Annotated in this window: 16 protein-coding genes; 7 read left to right on the top strand and 9 right to left on the bottom strand. The window is 62.0% G+C overall.

Annotation, left to right across the window (positions count from 1 at the left end; genetic code table 11):
* The first annotated feature begins 40 nt into the window (after window positions 1–40).
* From PYH37_RS07185 to gfa, 6 genes are all read left to right on the top strand, one after another.
* Window positions 41–1,012 (top strand): ABC transporter substrate-binding protein, encoded by a 972-nt coding sequence (locus tag PYH37_RS07185; protein WP_280730749.1) that lies wholly within the window; start codon window positions 41–43, stop codon window positions 1,010–1,012.
* Window positions 1,005–1,766, top strand: a complete 762-nt coding sequence (locus tag PYH37_RS07180; RefSeq protein ID WP_280730748.1) for an ABC transporter permease — start codon at window positions 1,005–1,007, stop codon at window positions 1,764–1,766. The genes PYH37_RS07185 and PYH37_RS07180 overlap by 8 nt, the downstream gene beginning before the upstream one ends.
* Entirely contained in the window at window positions 1,763–2,401 is a 639-nt protein-coding gene (locus tag PYH37_RS07175; RefSeq protein WP_280730747.1) for an ABC transporter ATP-binding protein, read from the top strand. Before PYH37_RS07180 ends, PYH37_RS07175 begins: the two co-directional genes overlap by 4 nt.
* Entirely contained in the window at window positions 2,398–3,138 is a 741-nt protein-coding gene (locus PYH37_RS07170) for an ABC transporter ATP-binding protein (protein WP_280730746.1), read from the top strand. Before PYH37_RS07175 ends, PYH37_RS07170 begins: the two co-directional genes overlap by 4 nt.
* Window positions 3,135–3,926: an ABC transporter permease gene (locus PYH37_RS07165; protein WP_280730745.1), complete on the top strand. Its 792-nt coding sequence runs from the start codon at window positions 3,135–3,137 to the stop codon at window positions 3,924–3,926. The genes PYH37_RS07170 and PYH37_RS07165 overlap by 4 nt, the downstream gene beginning before the upstream one ends.
* A gap of 224 nt (window positions 3,927–4,150) precedes the next feature.
* Window positions 4,151–4,720 carry an S-(hydroxymethyl)glutathione synthase gene (gfa, locus tag PYH37_RS07160; RefSeq protein WP_280730744.1) on the top strand — a complete coding sequence of 190 codons (570 nt, stop codon included), beginning with the start codon at window positions 4,151–4,153 and terminating at the stop codon, window positions 4,718–4,720.
* A 229-nt stretch (window positions 4,721–4,949) separates the two neighbouring features.
* Here the strand turns inward: gfa and PYH37_RS07155 are convergent, their stop codons facing one another.
* From PYH37_RS07155 to PYH37_RS07115, 9 genes are all read right to left on the bottom strand, one after another.
* Window positions 4,950–5,501 (bottom strand): thioredoxin family protein, encoded by a 552-nt coding sequence (locus tag PYH37_RS07155; protein WP_280730743.1) that lies wholly within the window; start codon window positions 5,499–5,501, stop codon window positions 4,950–4,952.
* A gap of 21 nt (window positions 5,502–5,522) precedes the next feature.
* Window positions 5,523–6,218 (bottom strand): ribulose-phosphate 3-epimerase, encoded by a 696-nt coding sequence (rpe, locus tag PYH37_RS07150; protein ID WP_280730742.1) that lies wholly within the window; start codon window positions 6,216–6,218, stop codon window positions 5,523–5,525.
* Window positions 6,215–7,150, bottom strand: coding sequence for a CbbX protein (gene cbbX, locus PYH37_RS07145; protein ID WP_280730741.1), 936 nt, complete (start codon window positions 7,148–7,150; stop codon window positions 6,215–6,217). Before cbbX ends, rpe begins: the two co-directional genes overlap by 4 nt.
* A gap of 13 nt (window positions 7,151–7,163) precedes the next feature.
* The gene (locus tag PYH37_RS07140; protein WP_280730740.1) at window positions 7,164–7,553 is read right to left on the bottom strand and encodes a ribulose bisphosphate carboxylase small subunit; all 390 of its coding nucleotides are present in this window, start codon (window positions 7,551–7,553) and stop codon (window positions 7,164–7,166) included.
* Between the two features lie 26 nt (window positions 7,554–7,579).
* Window positions 7,580–9,040, bottom strand: a complete 1,461-nt coding sequence (locus tag PYH37_RS07135) for a form I ribulose bisphosphate carboxylase large subunit (protein ID WP_280730739.1) — start codon at window positions 9,038–9,040, stop codon at window positions 7,580–7,582.
* 30 nt (window positions 9,041–9,070) lie between these two features.
* Window positions 9,071–10,150: a class II fructose-bisphosphate aldolase gene (gene fba / locus PYH37_RS07130; protein ID WP_280732435.1), complete on the bottom strand. Its 1,080-nt coding sequence runs from the start codon at window positions 10,148–10,150 to the stop codon at window positions 9,071–9,073.
* A gap of 62 nt (window positions 10,151–10,212) precedes the next feature.
* Entirely contained in the window at window positions 10,213–12,240 is a 2,028-nt protein-coding gene (gene tkt, locus PYH37_RS07125) for a transketolase (protein ID WP_280730738.1), read from the bottom strand.
* A gap of 10 nt (window positions 12,241–12,250) precedes the next feature.
* The gene (locus PYH37_RS07120) at window positions 12,251–13,120 is read right to left on the bottom strand and encodes a phosphoribulokinase (RefSeq protein WP_280730737.1); all 870 of its coding nucleotides are present in this window, start codon (window positions 13,118–13,120) and stop codon (window positions 12,251–12,253) included.
* A 10-nt stretch (window positions 13,121–13,130) separates the two neighbouring features.
* Window positions 13,131–14,180 carry a class 1 fructose-bisphosphatase gene (locus PYH37_RS07115; protein WP_280730736.1) on the bottom strand — a complete coding sequence of 350 codons (1,050 nt, stop codon included), beginning with the start codon at window positions 14,178–14,180 and terminating at the stop codon, window positions 13,131–13,133.
* Between the two features lie 100 nt (window positions 14,181–14,280).
* On the opposite strand from PYH37_RS07115, the gene PYH37_RS07110 reads away from it, so the two are divergent.
* Window positions 14,281–15,222: a LysR family transcriptional regulator gene (locus PYH37_RS07110; RefSeq protein ID WP_280730735.1), complete on the top strand. Its 942-nt coding sequence runs from the start codon at window positions 14,281–14,283 to the stop codon at window positions 15,220–15,222.
* Window positions 15,223–15,607: the final 385 nt, after the last annotated feature.

Below are 15,607 nucleotides of genomic sequence, written 5' to 3'. Positions count from 1 at the left end.
AGCCCAAAAGGCGAAGGCGGCGGTTTCGGGGAGGAAAGCAATGAACGTTTTGAAACGGATCCTGGCTTGGTGCTTGATCGCGTTTGGACCGGCGGCTGTCATGGCCGAGGATCTCCCGCAATTGCGGGCAGCGATGCTGGCGTCTGGCACCGTCAACTGGGAAATTTCCACCATCAAGGCCCACGAGTTGGACCGCAAGAACGGCTTCGAGCTGGCGGTCCAGGAGTATGCGGACAACGGGGCGACGCGCGTCGCCTTCGAGGGTGATGAGGCCGACACCATGGTGGCCGACTGGATATGGGTGGCTCACCAGCGTGCTGCTGGCAAGGACTACGTTTTCATTCCCTATTCGCTGGCAGTCGGCGGGCTGGTGGTCAAGGATAACAGCGGCATCAAGGCGCTGCCGGACCTTGCGGGCAAGAAGATCGGCATTGCCGGCGGGCCGCTCGACAAGAGCTGGCTGATCCTGCGCGCCTATGCCAAGCAGCAATATGGCATGGACCTGGCCACCGAAACCGAGCAGGTGTTCGGCGCGCCGCCGCTGATCTTCAAGTCGGCCCTTTCCGGCGAGACGGCGGGTGCCATCAATTTCTGGCACTTCCTTGCGAAGATGAAGGCCAAGGGCATGCATGAGCTGATCTCCGTCTCGGATGCCGCAGCGGCGCTCAAGCTTGATCCCGACACGCCGCTGCTCGGCTATGTGTTGAAGGGCGAGTATGCCGCGACCCGTCCAGACATCGTGAAGGGGCTCTACACGGCATCGCGCGCGGCCAAGGATCTGCTGCGCAGCGATGACGAGGCCTGGAAAGGCTTGCGAGACAAGATGAATGCCGGAGACGATGCCGAATTCATTGCGCTGCGCGACGGCTATCGCGCCGGCATTCCGAGCGGCAAGCCGATCGACGAGGCGGCCGCCGACCGGTTTCTGCGGTTGATGGCGGAACTTGGCGGAGAGGAGCTCGTCGGCAAGGCAACAAGCCTGCCCGACGGATTGTTCCTGCGCCTTGAATAAAACGCTGCAACACCCTGCGCTGGTGCGCGCATTGTCGCTCGGGCTTCTGCTTCTGGTCTGGATAGCGGCGGCCGAACTGACGGCGGACGCGTCCGTCCTGCCTCAGCCCTGGGCGCTGTGGGTACCCTTTGCGAAAGCCGCTGTTTCCGGCGCTTTGCCGTATCACCTCGGCATGACGTTGTGGCGCGTGATTTGCGCCTTCGTACCGGCGATGGCCATCGGCGTGGCGGTCGGTTTTCTTATGGGGCGCGTTCCCTCCGTCGATCGATGGCTCGATCCATGGCTTGTCGTGTTTCTCAATCTGCCGGCCCTCGTGCTCATCGTGCTGTGCTATCTCTGGATCGGCCTGAACGAGACCGCGGCAATCATTGCCGTGGTGCTCAACAAGATTCCGAACGTCGCCACGATCCTGCGAGAAGGCGCACGGGCACTCGATCCGAACCTCGACGCCATGGCCCAGGTCTATCGCATGCGGCCGCTGGCGCGGCTGCGCCACGTGGTCACACCGCAGCTTGCGCCTTTCATTGCCGGTGCTGCCCGCTCCGGCATTGCGGTGATTTGGAAGATCGTGCTGGTGGTCGAGTTTCTCGGCCGCTCCAGCGGCATCGGCTTCCAGATCCATTTCTATTTCCAGCTCTTCGACGTTGCCATGGTGCTGGTCTATGCGCTGTCTTTCATCGGCGTGATGCTACTGGTCGAGGCGCTGATCCAGCAGCCGGCGGAACGCCGGGTGCGGCGCTGGAGGACGGCATGATTAAGATCGATGTCAGACGAAAGACATTCGGCGAGGAGGAGATCCTGCGCGATATCCGTTTCGAGATGGAGGTCGGCGAGACCATCGCCATCCTTGGTGCATCAGGCATCGGCAAGTCGACGCTGCTTCGGCTGATCGCCGGCATCGACCCGGCTTTCAAGGGCGAGATCACCCGCCCGAACAAGATCGCCATGGTGTTTCAGGAGCCCGTTCTGCTGCCGTGGCGGAGCGTATTGGAGAACCTGACGTTGGTGCATCCGGAACTCGGGACCGAAGCGGCGCTTTCGGCGCTGGAGCGGATCGGCATCGTCGACAAGGCCCAGTTCTTTCCCGGCCAGCTGTCGCTCGGCCAGCGGCGACGGCTGGCTCTGGCGCGCGCCTTTGCCGGACGGCCCGACCTTCTGGTGATGGACGAGCCCTATGTGTCGCTCGATCCGACGACCGCGGAGGAAATGTTGGCGTTGACCGAGGCGCTGATCGCGGAAACCGGCCCTGCCGTCATTCTCGTGACCCATTCAGACGTCGAGGCGCACCGGCTGGCCCGGCGCTGCCTACGCCTTGCCGGGAGACCGGCGACAATTACCGGCGACTTGGCCGCAGGACCGGCATCAGTGTCCTGGGAGGGCGCGTCATGATTGGGCTCGAGATCAGCCATGTCAGCTACAGCTACGGGTCGCGCAAAGCGCTCGACGATGTCAGTTTCTCCGTGGCGGCTGGCCGGTTCTGTGCGCTGCTTGGGCCGAACGGTGCCGGCAAATCGACGCTGTTCGCTCTCCTGACTCGGCTGATCGTGACAGGGGAGGGCCACATCGGCGTGGCCGGCTTCGATATTGCTCGCGCTCCGCGTGCGGCGCTCGCCCGCATCGGCGTTGTGTTCCAGCAACCGACACTCGACCTGGACATGACGGTGCGCCGCAACCTGCGTTATTTCGCCGGACTACACGGACTGTCGGGACGCCCGGCCGGCTTGGCGATCGACGCGGCGCTGGCGCAGCTCGGCATGGCTGAGCGGGCCGATGAGCAGGTGCGCGCCCTAAACGGCGGGCACCGACGGCGTATGGAGATCGCACGGGCGCTGATCCACGGCCCGCAGATCCTGCTGCTCGATGAACCGACGGTCGGATTGGACGCGGCCTCCCGGCAGGCGATCACCGATCACGTGCATCTGCTGGCCGAGCGCGGGCTTGCCGTGCTCTGGGCAACCCATCTCGTCGACGAGATCCGACCGGCCGACCAGGTCGTCGTGCTGCATCGTGGAAAGGTCCTCAGCGATGGCGGTGCCGAGGACCTCGCTGGCGGCCAGGGGGGCGGACACGGGCTTGCCAAGGCTTTCCTGTCGATGACGGCCGAGGGCCGGGAGGTTCCGGCATGAAGGCATGGTTGATTGCGCTTTCCGCCATCGTCACCCGCGAAAACCTGCGCTTCATTCGCCAGCGCGGCCGGTTTCTGGCGGCGCTCGTTCGCCCTCTCGTCTGGCTTATCGTCTTTGCCGCCGGCTTCCGCGCAGCGCTCGGCGTGTCGATCATCCCGCCCTACCAGACCTATATCACCTACGAGGTCTATATCGTTCCGGGGCTTTGCGGCATGATCCAGCTGTTCAACGGCATGCAATCGTCCTTGTCGCTGGTCTATGATCAGGAAATGGGGTCGATGCGGCTCTTGCTGACCTCCCCCCTGCCGCGCTGGTGGTTGCTGTTCTCAAAGCTGCTGGCCGGTGTGATCGTATCCATCTTGCAGGTGGCCGTGTTCCTGGCGATTGCGGCGCTGACCGGTATTACTATGCCACCCGTCGGCTATATCGCGGTGCTGCCGGCATTGGTGGTCAGCGGATTGATGCTCGGCGCGCTCGGGCTGCTGATTTCCTCGACCGTCCGGCAGCTCGAGAATTTCGCTGGCGTTATGAACTTCGTGATCTTCCCGATGTTCTTCCTGTCCTCGGCGCTTTATCCGTTATGGAAGATGGCGGAAAGCTCGCCGCTGCTGCGCGACATTTGCGCCTTGAATCCGTTCACCCATGCGGTCGAACTGATACGCTTTGCGCTTTATGGCGAGCTTAATCTTACGGCGCTCGCCTGGGTCAGCATCTGCTTCGTCTTGTTCATGCTGGCCGCCCTCTGGGGCTATAATCCGGCCCGCGCCATGCTCCGCTCGAAGGGCTGAGCCGGGCGCTACTGCGTGATTCCTTAAATCGGAATCGATTTAAGGACAAAATCATGCAGCACTTCAAAGTGCTACAGCGACCTTTGCGCGTCCAATTGGACGCGCGGCGCTGTAGTCGCAGCGGTTCGACGCCAAAAACCGACACTTTCCGCTATATTGCCGTCAGCGGCATTTGCCATGATCCTGCTTGCGAACGAAAGACGTCCACAGCCGAGGAGGAACCAATGCTCAAGCTACATCCGTCCATCGACAACGGCTTTCCGCCTGCCAGTCCGGACTTTCACGGCGGCACGCTGAAATGCAAATGCGCCACCAATCCGGTGGCCGTTGAAATCGGCGCGCAGACGGCGCACAACCATGCCTGCGGCTGCACCAAATGCTGGAAGCCGGAGGGTGCCGTCTTTGCGCAGATCGCCGTCGTCGGCCGCGACAAGGTGAGTGTCGCCTCAGGCTCAGAGAAACTGCAGATCGTCGATCCGAGCGCGACGATCCAGCGTTACGCCTGCAAGGATTGCGGCACGCACATGTATGGCCGGATCGAAAACACCAAGCATCCCTTCTATGGCCTCGATTTCGTGCATACCGAGCTCAGTGACGAGATGGGCTGGTCGCCGCCGGAATTCGCTGCCTTCGTTTCTTCGGTCATCGAAAGCGGAGTCAACCCCGACAGGATGCCGGAAATACGTGCACGCCTGACGGAACTCGGCCTGTCGCCCTACGATGCGTTGTCTCCGGCGCTGATGGATGCGATCGCCACGCATGTCGCCAAACAGTCCGGCGCCCTGCCGGCCTGACGTGTTGCGCCCGCCGTGGCATCACGCAACATTTAGCGAGCCCGAACGCCTCTCCCTCGGACTCCGCCCGTCGCCTCCTGTTATTAAGGAGGACTCCGAACGGGCGGGGTCTGAGGCGTTTTTCTGCCGTGGAAACTTGGCGGCCGTTGCCTACGGCCAAGCCGTCCGATGAAGCAACCGTCCCGGCGGCCCAATGGCGTTGCTTCTATTCAGACCTGACAGACTTCAGTCACGTTTTCCATTTGATGGCGCAGCCGATCGAGGGCTGCTGCTCCGCCGGACCTTTGCCGGTCTGCGAAACCATGACCATGGCCTCATAGAGATCACGCCTCAGATCAGCAGGGCCGATTTCCTTGCGCGAGGCGTCCAGCCGGCCGCGATATTGCAAGTCCATATCCTTGTTGAAGCCGAAGAAGTCGGGCGTGCAGACGGCGCCATAGGCTTTGGCGACGGATTGGTCCTCATTGAAGAGATAGGGAAAGGGCAGGGCGTTTTCCGACGCGAAGCGCTTCATGTTGTCGAATGAATCCTGCGGATAGGCCTCGACATCGTTGGCGCTGATCGCCACGAAACCGATGCCGTAGGCCTCCAGGTCGATTGCGTCCCGCACGATGCGGGCGATGACCGCTTTCACATAGGGGCAGTGATTGCAGATGAAGGCAACAACCAGCCCGTTCGGCCCGGAAAGGTCCAGGATCGAATAGGCACGGCCGTCCGTACCCGGCAGGCGGGCATCGACGGCTTTCCAGCCGAAATCGCAGAGGGGTGGAGTCGCTGCCATGCCGCCGTCACCTTGCCTTCGTCACCTTGTTTTTCGAAGCGCAGCCAGACCCGGGTCGTCGGCGGCGGCGCGCAGCGCGCCTATATTACCGGCATAAGCCTCCGGCCCGCCTCTGAAGACAGCCGAGCCGGCGACGAGCACGTCGGCGCCTGCTCGAGCGACCAGCGGCGCGGTCTCGGGTGTCACGCCGCCGTCGATTTCGATCAGGATGGGCCTCGGGCCGATCATCGCCCGGACCCTGGCCACCTTTTCGACGACGGACGGGATGAAGGCCTGGCCGCCGAAGCCGGGATTGACGGTCATCAGGAGGATTAGGTCGAGCCGGTCAAGTACATATTCGATGACGGTTTCCGGCGTCGAGGGATTGAGCGATACGCCGGCCTTGCAACCAAGGTCGCGGATCGCCTGTAACGACCGGTCGAGGTGGGTAGTGGCTTCGGCATGCACGGTGATGATATCGCAGCCGGCATCGGCGAAGGCGCCGAGAAAGGGGTCGGCCGGTGCGATCATCAAATGACAGTCGAACACCTTGTCTGTTCGGTTTCGGATCGCTTTGATGACCGGTGGCCCGAAGGTGATGTTGGGCACGAAATGCCCATCCATCACGTCAAGGTGGATCCAATCGGCGCCCGCCTGGCAGATAGTCTCGACCTCTTCGCCGAGCCGCGAGAAATCAGCCGAGAGAACCGAGGGGGCTATGATGGTCTTCTGGCTCATGACGATATCTCCGAATGATGGGGCTGGACCTTGCTGAACACGCGGCTGGCGGAAATGTCCCGAGCCGTGATGGTTGACAGTTGCTCGGCGTCGACCGGCCCGACGCTTTCCTCGAACAGGCGGTTCGCCTGCCGCAGCCGGGCCCGGTCGAGCGCGTTGCGGATCGAGCGCGCATTGGCGAAATGCGGCTGGCGCCGACGACGGGAGATGTAGTTGCCCATCATGGCGATCGCCTTGGTGTCGAAGTGATAGCCCTGTCGGCGCAGCATGCTCTCGGCGATCGACAGCAACTCATCGTCGTCGTAGTCGGGGAAATCAATATGGTGAGCAATGCGCGAGCGGAAGCCCGGATTGCTCTCGAAAAAGCGGTCCATGCGATCGGCGTAGCCGGCGAGAATGACCACCAGATCGTCGCGGTTGTTCTCCATCACCTGCAGCAGGATCTCGATCGCTTCCTGGCCGTAGTCGCGCTCGTTGTCCGGGCGGTAGAGATAATAGGCCTCGTCGATGAACAGCACGCCGCCCATTGCCTTCTTCAGGATCTCCTTGGTTTTCGGCGCGGTGTGGCCGATATACTGCCCCACCAGATCGTCGCGCGTCACCGACACCAGATGCCCCTTGCGGATATACCCGAGCCTGTGCAGCAGATTGGCCATGCGTAAGGCGACCGTTGTCTTGCCGGTGCCCGGATTGCCCGTGAAGCTCATGTGCAGCGACGGCGCCTCGTGCGTGAGGCCCATTGCACGGCGGGCCCGCTCAACGAGCAGCAGGGCTGCCGTCTCGCGGATCCGCTGCTTCACAGGTTTAAGCCCGACGAGCTCTCGATCCAGCTCATCGAGGATTTCGGCGACGCCGGAGGCTTTGTATTCTTCGGCGAGATCGACCGATGTCGGCAGGCTTTCGGTGCTTGATAGGGCTTCCGGCACCACCATTTGTTTGCTCCCTCTACCGCCGCGTTTCCCAGGCGTAGTGCTGGTTGCGACCGCGGCTTTCCGTCCGGGTCATCCGCAGTTTCGGTTCGTTGTCGGGACGGTTAACGATGAAGGACATCGTCACGGTCTCGAGGCCGCGGCTGGAATCGAAGGCGTTGAGGCGGATGTAGTCCTGCGGATGGGCCTTGCGGCAATCTTCCAGTTCCATCATCACGCCCTTGGCGTCCTTCAGGTCGAACATCGGATTGCCCCACATTTCCCAATAGGTGTTGCGGGGGTGTGGGTCGTCGGTATATTCGACGCCGATCGCCCATCCCTTGCCGAGGCAATATTCCACCTGTGCCGTTATCTGCTCATCCGTCAGATCCGGCAGGAACGAGAAGCATCCTTGGGTGATACGCATGTCGTCTCTCCTTCTTGTCATGCCCGTCAGGCGACGCTTACGCTCGGTACGAAATCCGAAGAGTCCGTCGGGGTGTAGTTGAAGCTGATATTGCCCCAGGTATCGAGGGCCGCTTCCAGCGGCTTGCACCACTTCGCCGCCGCCCGCAGGATTTCAGGACCTTCATGGGCGATGTCTCGGCCTTCGTTGCGGGCGAGCACCATGGCTTCGAGCGCGACCCGATTGGCGGTGGCTCCTGCCTGGATGCCCATGGGATGACCAATCGTGCCGCCGCCGAACTGCAGCACGACGTCGTCGCCGAAAAGATCGAGCAGTTGGTGCATCTGGCCGGCATGGATGCCGCCTGATGCCACCGGCATGACCTTCTTGATATCCCCCCAGTCTTGGTCGAAGAAGAGGCCGCGTGGAAGGTCAACCTCGTTCTTCATCTCGCGGCAGACATTGTAGTAGCCCTGCACGGTCAACGGGTCGCCTTCGAGCTTGCCGACGGCAGTGCCCGCATGCAGGTGGTCGACGCCGGCGAGCCGTAGCCATTTGGCGATGACACGGAAGGAGATGCCATGGTTCTTCTGCCGTGTGTAAGTGCCGTGACCGGCTCGATGCATGTGTAGGATCATGTCGTGCTGCCGGCACCATTCCGAGATCGACTGGATTGCCGTCCAACCGATGATGAGATCCACCATGACGATGACCGAGCCGAGTTCCTTGGCGAACTCGGCGCGGCGATACATCTCCTCCATCGTGCCGGCGGTGATGTTGAGGTAGTGCCCCTTAACCTCCCCGGTGACGGCAGAGGCGTGATTGACGGCCTCCATGCAGTAAAGATAGCGGTCGCGCCAATGCATGAAGGGCTGCGAATTGATATTCTCGTCGTCCTTCATGAAATCGAGACCGCCCTTCAGGCCCTCATAGACGACGCGACCATAGTTCTTGCCCGAAAGTCCGAGTTTCGGCTTGGTGGTGGCGCCAAGCAGCGGCTTGCCGAACTTGTCGAGCCGCTCACGCTCGACGACGATGCCGGTCGGCGGGCCCTTGAAGGTCTTCACATAGGCGACGGGGAAGCGCATGTCCTCAAGCCTTGCCGCCTTCAGCGGCTTGAACGAGAAAACGTTGCCGATGATCGACGCCGTCAGGTTGGCAATCGATCCTTCCTCGAACAGGATGAGGTCGTAGGCGACGTAGCAGAAATACTGCCCCGGCGTCCCGGGTACCGGATCGACTCGGTAGGCCTTGGCGCGGTATTGGTCACAGGCCGTCAGGCGATCGGTCCAGACGACCGTCCAGGTGGCCGTCGAGCTTTCGCCGGCAACGGCGGCGGCCGCCTCGATCGGGTCGACCCCGTCCTGCGGCGTAATCCGGAACAGGGCGATCAGATCGGTGTCCTTCGGCTCGTAGCCTCCGTCCCAATAGCCCATCTGCGCGTATTTCAGCACGCCGGCCTTGTAGCGTTCCTTGCCCTTGATCTCTGTCTTGGCATCGGCGTTCATGACACAGTCCTTTCCTCTGGATGGATGGGGTCAGGCGGCTTGCGACCGCGCCGTCTGGGGTTTCAGGGAGCCGCTCGCGTAGCGTCGGGCCATTTCCGACATCGGCGTGACCTTGATGCGGGATGCGTTGCCGGCGGTGCCGAAGGCCTCGAGCCGGGCCTTGCAGACCGCCGACATGGCGTCCATGGCGGGTTTCAGGAATTTGCGCGGATCGAATTCGGCGCGGCTCGTGTCGGCCACCCGGCGAAAGGCAGCGGCTGCCGCCAGGCGCAGATCCGTGTCGATATTGACCTTGCGCACGCCGAAGCGGATGCCCCGCACGATCTCCTCGACCGGTACGCCGTAAGTCTCTCGCATTTCGCCGCCATGGGCGTTGAAGACATCCTGCCACTCCTGCGGCACTGAAGAGGAGCCGTGCATGACGATATGGGTGTCTGGCAGCCGGCGATGGATATTCTCGATCACGTCCATGGCGAGCACTTCGCCGGTCGGCTTGCGGGTGAACTTGTAGGCGCCGTGCGAGGTGCCGATGGCCACAGCCAGCGCATCGACCTCGGTGTCGGCGACGAAGCGGGCGGCTTCATCCGGATCGGTCAAAAGCTGCGAACGATCGAGCGCGCCTTCGAAGCCGTGGCCGTCCTCAGCTTCACCATGGCCCGTTTCGAGCGATCCAAGGCAGCCGAGTTCACCCTCGACCGAAGCGCCGACCATATGGGCGAGGCGGCTCACTTCGGCAGTGATCGCGACGTTATAGGCGTAGTCGGCAGGGGTCTTTGCATCCTCCTTCAACGAGCCGTCCATCATCACCGAGGTGAAGCCGTGCTGGATCGCCGTGAGGCAGGTCGCGACATTGTTGCCATGATCCTGGTGGATGCAGAGCGGGATGTCGGGATACATCTGCTCAAGCGCTTCCATCATCTTGGCGAGCATGATGTCGTTGGCATAGGAGCGGGCGCCGCGCGAGACCTGCAGGATCACAGGAGCGTCGCAGGCGCGCGCCGCTTCCATGATTGCCAGGCCCTGTTCCATGTTGTTGATGTTGAATGCCGGCACACCATAAGTGCGTTCGGCGGCATGATCGAGCAATTGGCGGAGCGTTATACGGGCCATGGTCAAACCTCCTTCGATGATCTGATGATATCTTTGCCCGCCTGCGGGCCGGGTCCCGGTGGTCATGAGCGGCGTCTCCTCGGAATCCCGCCGACGAGCTTTAAGGCTTCGGCGACGACATGGTCGGCGGTGATGCCGAAATGGCGATAGAGGTCTCCGGCCGGTGCCGAGGCACCGAAGCCTTGCATGCCAACGAAGGCACTGTGCGGCCCCATCCAGCGATCCCAGCCGAGGCGACCGGCCGCCTCGACAGCAATGCGTGGGGCATCTCCGAGGACCTGCTTCTGATACGCTGCATCCTGGGCTTCGAACTTCTCCCAGCAAGGCATGGAGACCACCGCCGCTTCCAACCCCACGTCGGTCTGCAAGCGTTCCGCTGCGGCAACGGCGATCTCGACCTCGGATCCGGTGGCAAGGAGCGTGATGTCGCGAGGCCCGCGCGCTTCCTTCAAGACATAGGCCCCGAGCGCTGACAAATTCTGGTCCCCGTCCGTGTGGCGCAGCATCGGCAGAGCTTGCCGCGAAAGGGCAAGAACGCTCGGTGTGTTCTTCTCGCCAAGCGCGATCTCCCAGCATTCTGCCGTCTCTATGATGTCGGCGGGCCGAAAGACATTGAGATTGGGAGTGGCGCGCAGCATGGCCAGATGCTCGACCGGCTGGTGGGTCGGTCCGTCCTCGCCCAGCCCGATGGAATCATGGGTCAGCACATAGACGACAGGCAGGCCCATCAGTGCCGAGAGGCGCATCGCGCCGCGAGCATAGTCGGAAAATACCAGGAACGTGCCGCCATAGGGAATGAAGCCGCCATGCAAGGCGATGCCGTTCATAGCGGCCGCCATGCCGTGCTCGCGGATGCCGTAATGCAGGTAGCGGCCCTTGAAATTGCCAGGCGCAATGGGCTGGGTCTGCGACGTCATCGTCAGATTCGAGCCGGTCAGATCGGCGGAGCCGCCAACCGTCAAAGCAGTCGCCGCGTTGATGACCTCCAGCGCCATCTGCGAGGCCTGCCGCGTCGCGACCTTCGATGCCCGCTTGCGATGCGCGGCCCGGAACTTTGCCAGCAGATCGGCGACATCGCCGTCCAGCTGCCGGCCGACGGTCTGTTCGTAACGCTTTTTCGAGCGCGAAGCGTCGAGGCGGATTTCCCAGGCTTCGCGGGCCACCCGGCCGCGCACTGCCACGTTTTCCCAGGCGGACTTGATCTCGGGCGGCACGAAAAAGGGCGGATGGGACCAGCCAAGCTTTTCGCGTGTCGCGGCGATTTCATTGTCGCCGAGCGCCGCCCCATGGGTCTTGTGCGAGCCTTCCATGCTGGCCGCCCCCTTGCCGATCCGGGTGCGGCAGGCGATCAGCGATGGCTTGCGGCTCCGGCGGGCCCGCTCGATTGCCTTCGCCACGGCTTGCGGATCGTGGCCATCGACGCGTTGCGCATTCCAGCCGGCTCCGCGGAACCGTACAAGCTGATCCATCGAGGTGGAGAGATCGGTCGATCCGTCGATCGATATCCGGTTGTCGTCCCAGAGCACGACGAGCTTGCGCAGCTTCAGATGTCCGGCAAGGTCGATCGCCTCGTGGCTGATGCCCTCCTGCAGGCAGCCGTCGCCGGCCACCACATAGGTGAAGTGATTGCAGAGCGAACTGCCGAAGCGGGCGGCCATCATCTGTTCGGCAATCGCCATGCCGACGGCGGTGGCTATGCCCTGACCGAGGGGGCCGGTGGTGGTCTCGACACCGAGGGCATGGCCGTATTCGGGGTGGCCGGCAGTTTTTGAGCCGAATTGGCGGAAGGCTGAGAGCTCGGCCATCGGCATGTCGGCAAAGCCGATCAGATGATGGATGGAATAGAGCAGCATCGAACCATGGCCAGCCGAAAGCACGAAACGATCGCGATCCGGCCAGTCAGGCAGGGAGGGATCAATCTTGATAAAGCGCTTGAAGAGGACGGTCACCGCGTCGGCCATGCCCATCGGCATGCCGGGGTGGCCGGAATTGGCCTTCTGCACGGCATCCATGGCGAGAAACCGGATGGCATCGGCCATGCTGCGTTCCGATGCTGCGGCATGGGTTTCGATCTTCTGCGAAACATTCATGGTTTCCTCCTCACGACATGCGGTGTTTGCGCTCGAGCAGTTTGTGGATGAGCGGTGTGAAAATCAGTTGCATGGCGAGATCGAGCTTATCGCCCGGCACCACGATGGAGTTGGCACGCGACATGTAGCTGTTGTGCAGCATCGACAGCAGGTAGGGAAAATCGATGCTTTGCGGTTTGGCGAAGCGGATGACCAGGATGGATTCGGCCGGCGTCGGTATCCAGCGGGCGATGAAGGGATTGGACGTGTCGACGATCGGCACGCGCTGGAAATTGATGTCCGTCAGGGAAAACTGCGGGCAGATGTAGTTCACATAGTCGGGCATGCGCCGCAGGATCGTGTCTGTCACGGCCTCGGTGGAGTAGCCGCGCGTTGCCTTGTCGCGATGGATCTTCTGAATCCATTCGAGATTGATCACCGGGACGACGCCGATTTTCAGATCGCAGTGCTGGGCGAGGTTGACCGTCTCGGTTACGGCGCAGCCATGCAATCCCTCGTAGAATAAGAGATCGCTGTCGCTGAACTCCTCCCAGTCCGTAAACGTGCCGGGTTCCGCGCTGTATTTTGCGGCCTCGGCGTCGTCATGCACGTAGTGACGGGTGCGCCCGACGCCGCGCCTGCCATATTCGGCAAAGACGCTTTCGAGGATTTCCAGTTCGTTCGCTTCGGCTGAAAAATGCGTGAAGTCGACGCCTCTGGCCTTTTCGTCGGCTATCTTGCGGCGCATGGTTTCCCGGTCGAAGCGATGAAAGGCATCACCTTCGATGAACGATGCTGAAATGTTCTCGCGCTTGAAGATCTTCTCGAACGTGTCCTTTACGGTCGTGGTGCCGGCGCCGGAAGAGCCGGTGATCGATATGATTGGGTATTTGGCTGACATACTGGTCTCCTCAGGCCCGAAACAGACCGCGCTTGCCGAAGAGCGGTGCGCGTTCGCCAATCATGTTCGGATCGACGTGATAGCGGGCGACGCGCGCCACTTCGCGACGCGAACCGAAAACCAGCGGTACGCGCTGGTGCAGGTTTTCCGGAACGAGATCGAGAATGCGCGTGACGGAAGTTGTGGCTGCACCGCCGGCGTTCTCGATGATGAAGGCGATCGGGTTGGCCTCGTAGACCAGCCGCAGCCGGCCCTGACTGTAACCTTTTCGGCCGTCGGCGGGGTACAGGAAAATCCCGCCCCGAGCCAGGATCCGATAAGTATCGGCAACCAGCGAAGCGATCCATCGCATGTTGAAGTCCCGCTCGCGCGGCCCCTCTGAGCCTGCCAGGCAATCGTCGACATAGAGCCGGATCGCTTCTTCCCAGTGTCGGTAGTTCGACATGTTGATGGCGAATTCGCTGGTACGCTCCGCGATGTTGACCGATTTGTAGCCCTGTACGAAGCATCCGAGCCGGTTGGAGAAGATGAAAATTTCCGTGCCCTTGCCGAGCGACAGCACCAGGGCGGTTTGCGGCCCGTAGAGGAAGAAGCCGGCCGCGAGCTGTCGGTTTCCGGGTTGCAGAAAGGACTGCACGGGGTCCGAGCCCGGTCCCTTGACGGCGGGCAGCACAGAGAAGACCGTGCCGATGGAGATGTTGGTGTCGATGTTCGACGAGCCGTCGAGGGGATCGATGGCAACCGCAAGGCGCGCATTCGGGTCGAGCAGAACAGGATTTTCCAGTTCTTCCGAGGCGTAGCATGCGACCGGTGCGCCCTGCAGGCACGACAGGAAGAGATCGTCGCACAGAACGTCGAGCTCCTTCTGCAGGTCGCCATCGGCATTGCTGCCGCCGCGGGTGCCGTTGAACGCCGTGCCGAGCGCTCCCTGGTTGACGAGCTTGCGGACCTCCAGGGCGGCCATTGCCAGCCTTTGGATCACTGCGGCCACTTCCCGTGCGATATCGTCGCGATTGCCCGTGCATGAGGCAAGATAGGCCTCGAGAGTTGCGCCTGACATGATGTCTCCTCCCACAATGTCCGGTGCAGAATGGCGCAAACAGAGAGTTTGTAAAATTTATTAGTTTGACTTTGTAAGTTAGATTTATTTACTTTCGTTCATGCGCAATGTGACCCTTCGCCAACTTCGCACCGTTCAGGCCGTCTGCCGGCTGGGGAAGATCAACCTCGCTGCCGAGGCTTTGGGTCTGACCGGGCCGGCGCTCACCCTGCAGATCCAGCAACTGGAGCGGGACGCCGATGTCTCGCTGTTCGACAGGACGCGCGGCGGCATGGTTCCCACGGCTTTCGGTCTTGCTTTCCTTGAGGCGGCACGGGCGGTTGAGGACAGCCTGGTCAGCCTTGAGGATTCGATCAGTGCCATCAAGGGGCTGCGCACCGGGCGATTGCGCCTCGGCGTGGTGTCGACCGGAAAATATTTCGCCCCGCAACTGATTGCCGCCTTCCGCAACCAGGTCCCGGCCATCGAGATCAATCTCTTTATCGGCAACCGCGCCGAGATCATCGCCAAACTGAGGGACCACGAGATCGATATTGCGCTGATGGGGCGGCCGCCGCGCGACTTCGAGGTGCGCTCGCAGGTGTTCGGCGACCACCCGCTGGTCTTCATAGCCCCCGCCGATCACCCCCTCGCAGGCGTGCTGGAAATTTCGCGGGAGCGGATTGCGCAGGAACAGTTTCTGTTGCGTGAAAGGGGTTCGGGGACCCGTATCTCACTTGAGATCTTTCTGAGCGACACGCCGCGCAAGCTGGAGGAGCTCGGCACGGAGATGGGCTCGAACGAGACCATCAAGCAGGCCGTCATCGCCGGTCTGGGGATTGCCTTCATCTCAGCCCATACCATCGAGCAGGAGGTGAAGCTGCGCCGACTCGTCATTCTCGACGTTGTCGATACGCCGATCCGCCGGCAATGGTTCAGCGTGTCGCGCGTGGACCGTGCCACCACCCCGGCGATGCAGGCTTTCGAGCGGTTTCTGCTGGCGACGGGCGCGCGATATCTGCCGGTGGTCAGCAAGCCCTATCCCGCCAACGCGTTTGGTTAAGCCGAGGACGCGACCTGTCGCCCGCGGGACAATTTCACGCCCTGGCCACGTACGCGGTCGACAGCTCGGCCGAGGCGCGCGGCTCTTTTCGAGCGGAAAACCCGATGTCGACCGACACCTAGGTCGTAATTGTGAGGCCTTACATGGCTTGCTACCATTCGACACGGAAGAGGAGGTTTCACGATGCTTGTCAGCCGATATTCGAAAGCGGCCAGCCGTGATGCTTTCAGCCGTAGTCTCCGGCGAGCTTGCGCAGCGCACTTGAGCTTTCCGGCATCGTCTGTGCCGATATTCGATCGGCAGCTCTCGTCAAAAACAATACGAATACGGAAGCCGAAGTTGCCAGCTGGTTCATCGGCGTCCCTGTGCACATGCTGTAAGGCGA

The organism is Sinorhizobium numidicum, assembly GCF_029892045.1.
Lineage (GTDB): Bacteria > Pseudomonadota > Alphaproteobacteria > Rhizobiales > Rhizobiaceae > Sinorhizobium > Sinorhizobium numidicum.
This window is presented reverse-complemented; position numbering and strand designations above follow the sequence as displayed.

Excerpts from the sequence above, each read along its gene's own strand:
- PYH37_RS07185 (WP_280730749.1), top strand. The coding sequence starts at position 41 with ATGAACGTTTTGAAACGGATCCTGGCTTGGTGCTTGATCGCGTTTGGA.
- PYH37_RS07175 (WP_280730747.1), top strand. The coding sequence starts at position 1,763 with ATGATTAAGATCGATGTCAGACGAAAGACATTCGGCGAGGAGGAGATC.
- PYH37_RS07170 (WP_280730746.1), top strand. The coding sequence starts at position 2,398 with ATGATTGGGCTCGAGATCAGCCATGTCAGCTACAGCTACGGGTCGCGC.
- PYH37_RS07165 (WP_280730745.1), top strand. The coding sequence starts at position 3,135 with ATGAAGGCATGGTTGATTGCGCTTTCCGCCATCGTCACCCGCGAAAAC.
- gfa (WP_280730744.1), top strand. The coding sequence starts at position 4,151 with ATGCTCAAGCTACATCCGTCCATCGACAACGGCTTTCCGCCTGCCAGT.
- PYH37_RS07155 (WP_280730743.1), bottom strand. The coding sequence starts at position 5,501 with ATGGCAGCGACTCCACCCCTCTGCGATTTCGGCTGGAAAGCCGTCGAT.
- rpe (WP_280730742.1), bottom strand. The coding sequence starts at position 6,218 with ATGAGCCAGAAGACCATCATAGCCCCCTCGGTTCTCTCGGCTGATTTC.
- cbbX (WP_280730741.1), bottom strand. The coding sequence starts at position 7,150 with ATGGTGGTGCCGGAAGCCCTATCAAGCACCGAAAGCCTGCCGACATCG.
- PYH37_RS07140 (WP_280730740.1), bottom strand. The coding sequence starts at position 7,553 with ATGCGTATCACCCAAGGATGCTTCTCGTTCCTGCCGGATCTGACGGAT.
- PYH37_RS07135 (WP_280730739.1), bottom strand. The coding sequence starts at position 9,040 with ATGAACGCCGATGCCAAGACAGAGATCAAGGGCAAGGAACGCTACAAG.
- fba (WP_280732435.1), bottom strand. The coding sequence starts at position 10,150 with ATGGCCCGTATAACGCTCCGCCAATTGCTCGATCATGCCGCCGAACGC.
- tkt (WP_280730738.1), bottom strand. The coding sequence starts at position 12,240 with ATGAATGTTTCGCAGAAGATCGAAACCCATGCCGCAGCATCGGAACGC.
- PYH37_RS07120 (WP_280730737.1), bottom strand. The coding sequence starts at position 13,120 with ATGTCAGCCAAATACCCAATCATATCGATCACCGGCTCTTCCGGCGCC.
- PYH37_RS07115 (WP_280730736.1), bottom strand. The coding sequence starts at position 14,180 with ATGTCAGGCGCAACTCTCGAGGCCTATCTTGCCTCATGCACGGGCAAT.
- PYH37_RS07110 (WP_280730735.1), top strand. The coding sequence starts at position 14,281 with ATGCGCAATGTGACCCTTCGCCAACTTCGCACCGTTCAGGCCGTCTGC.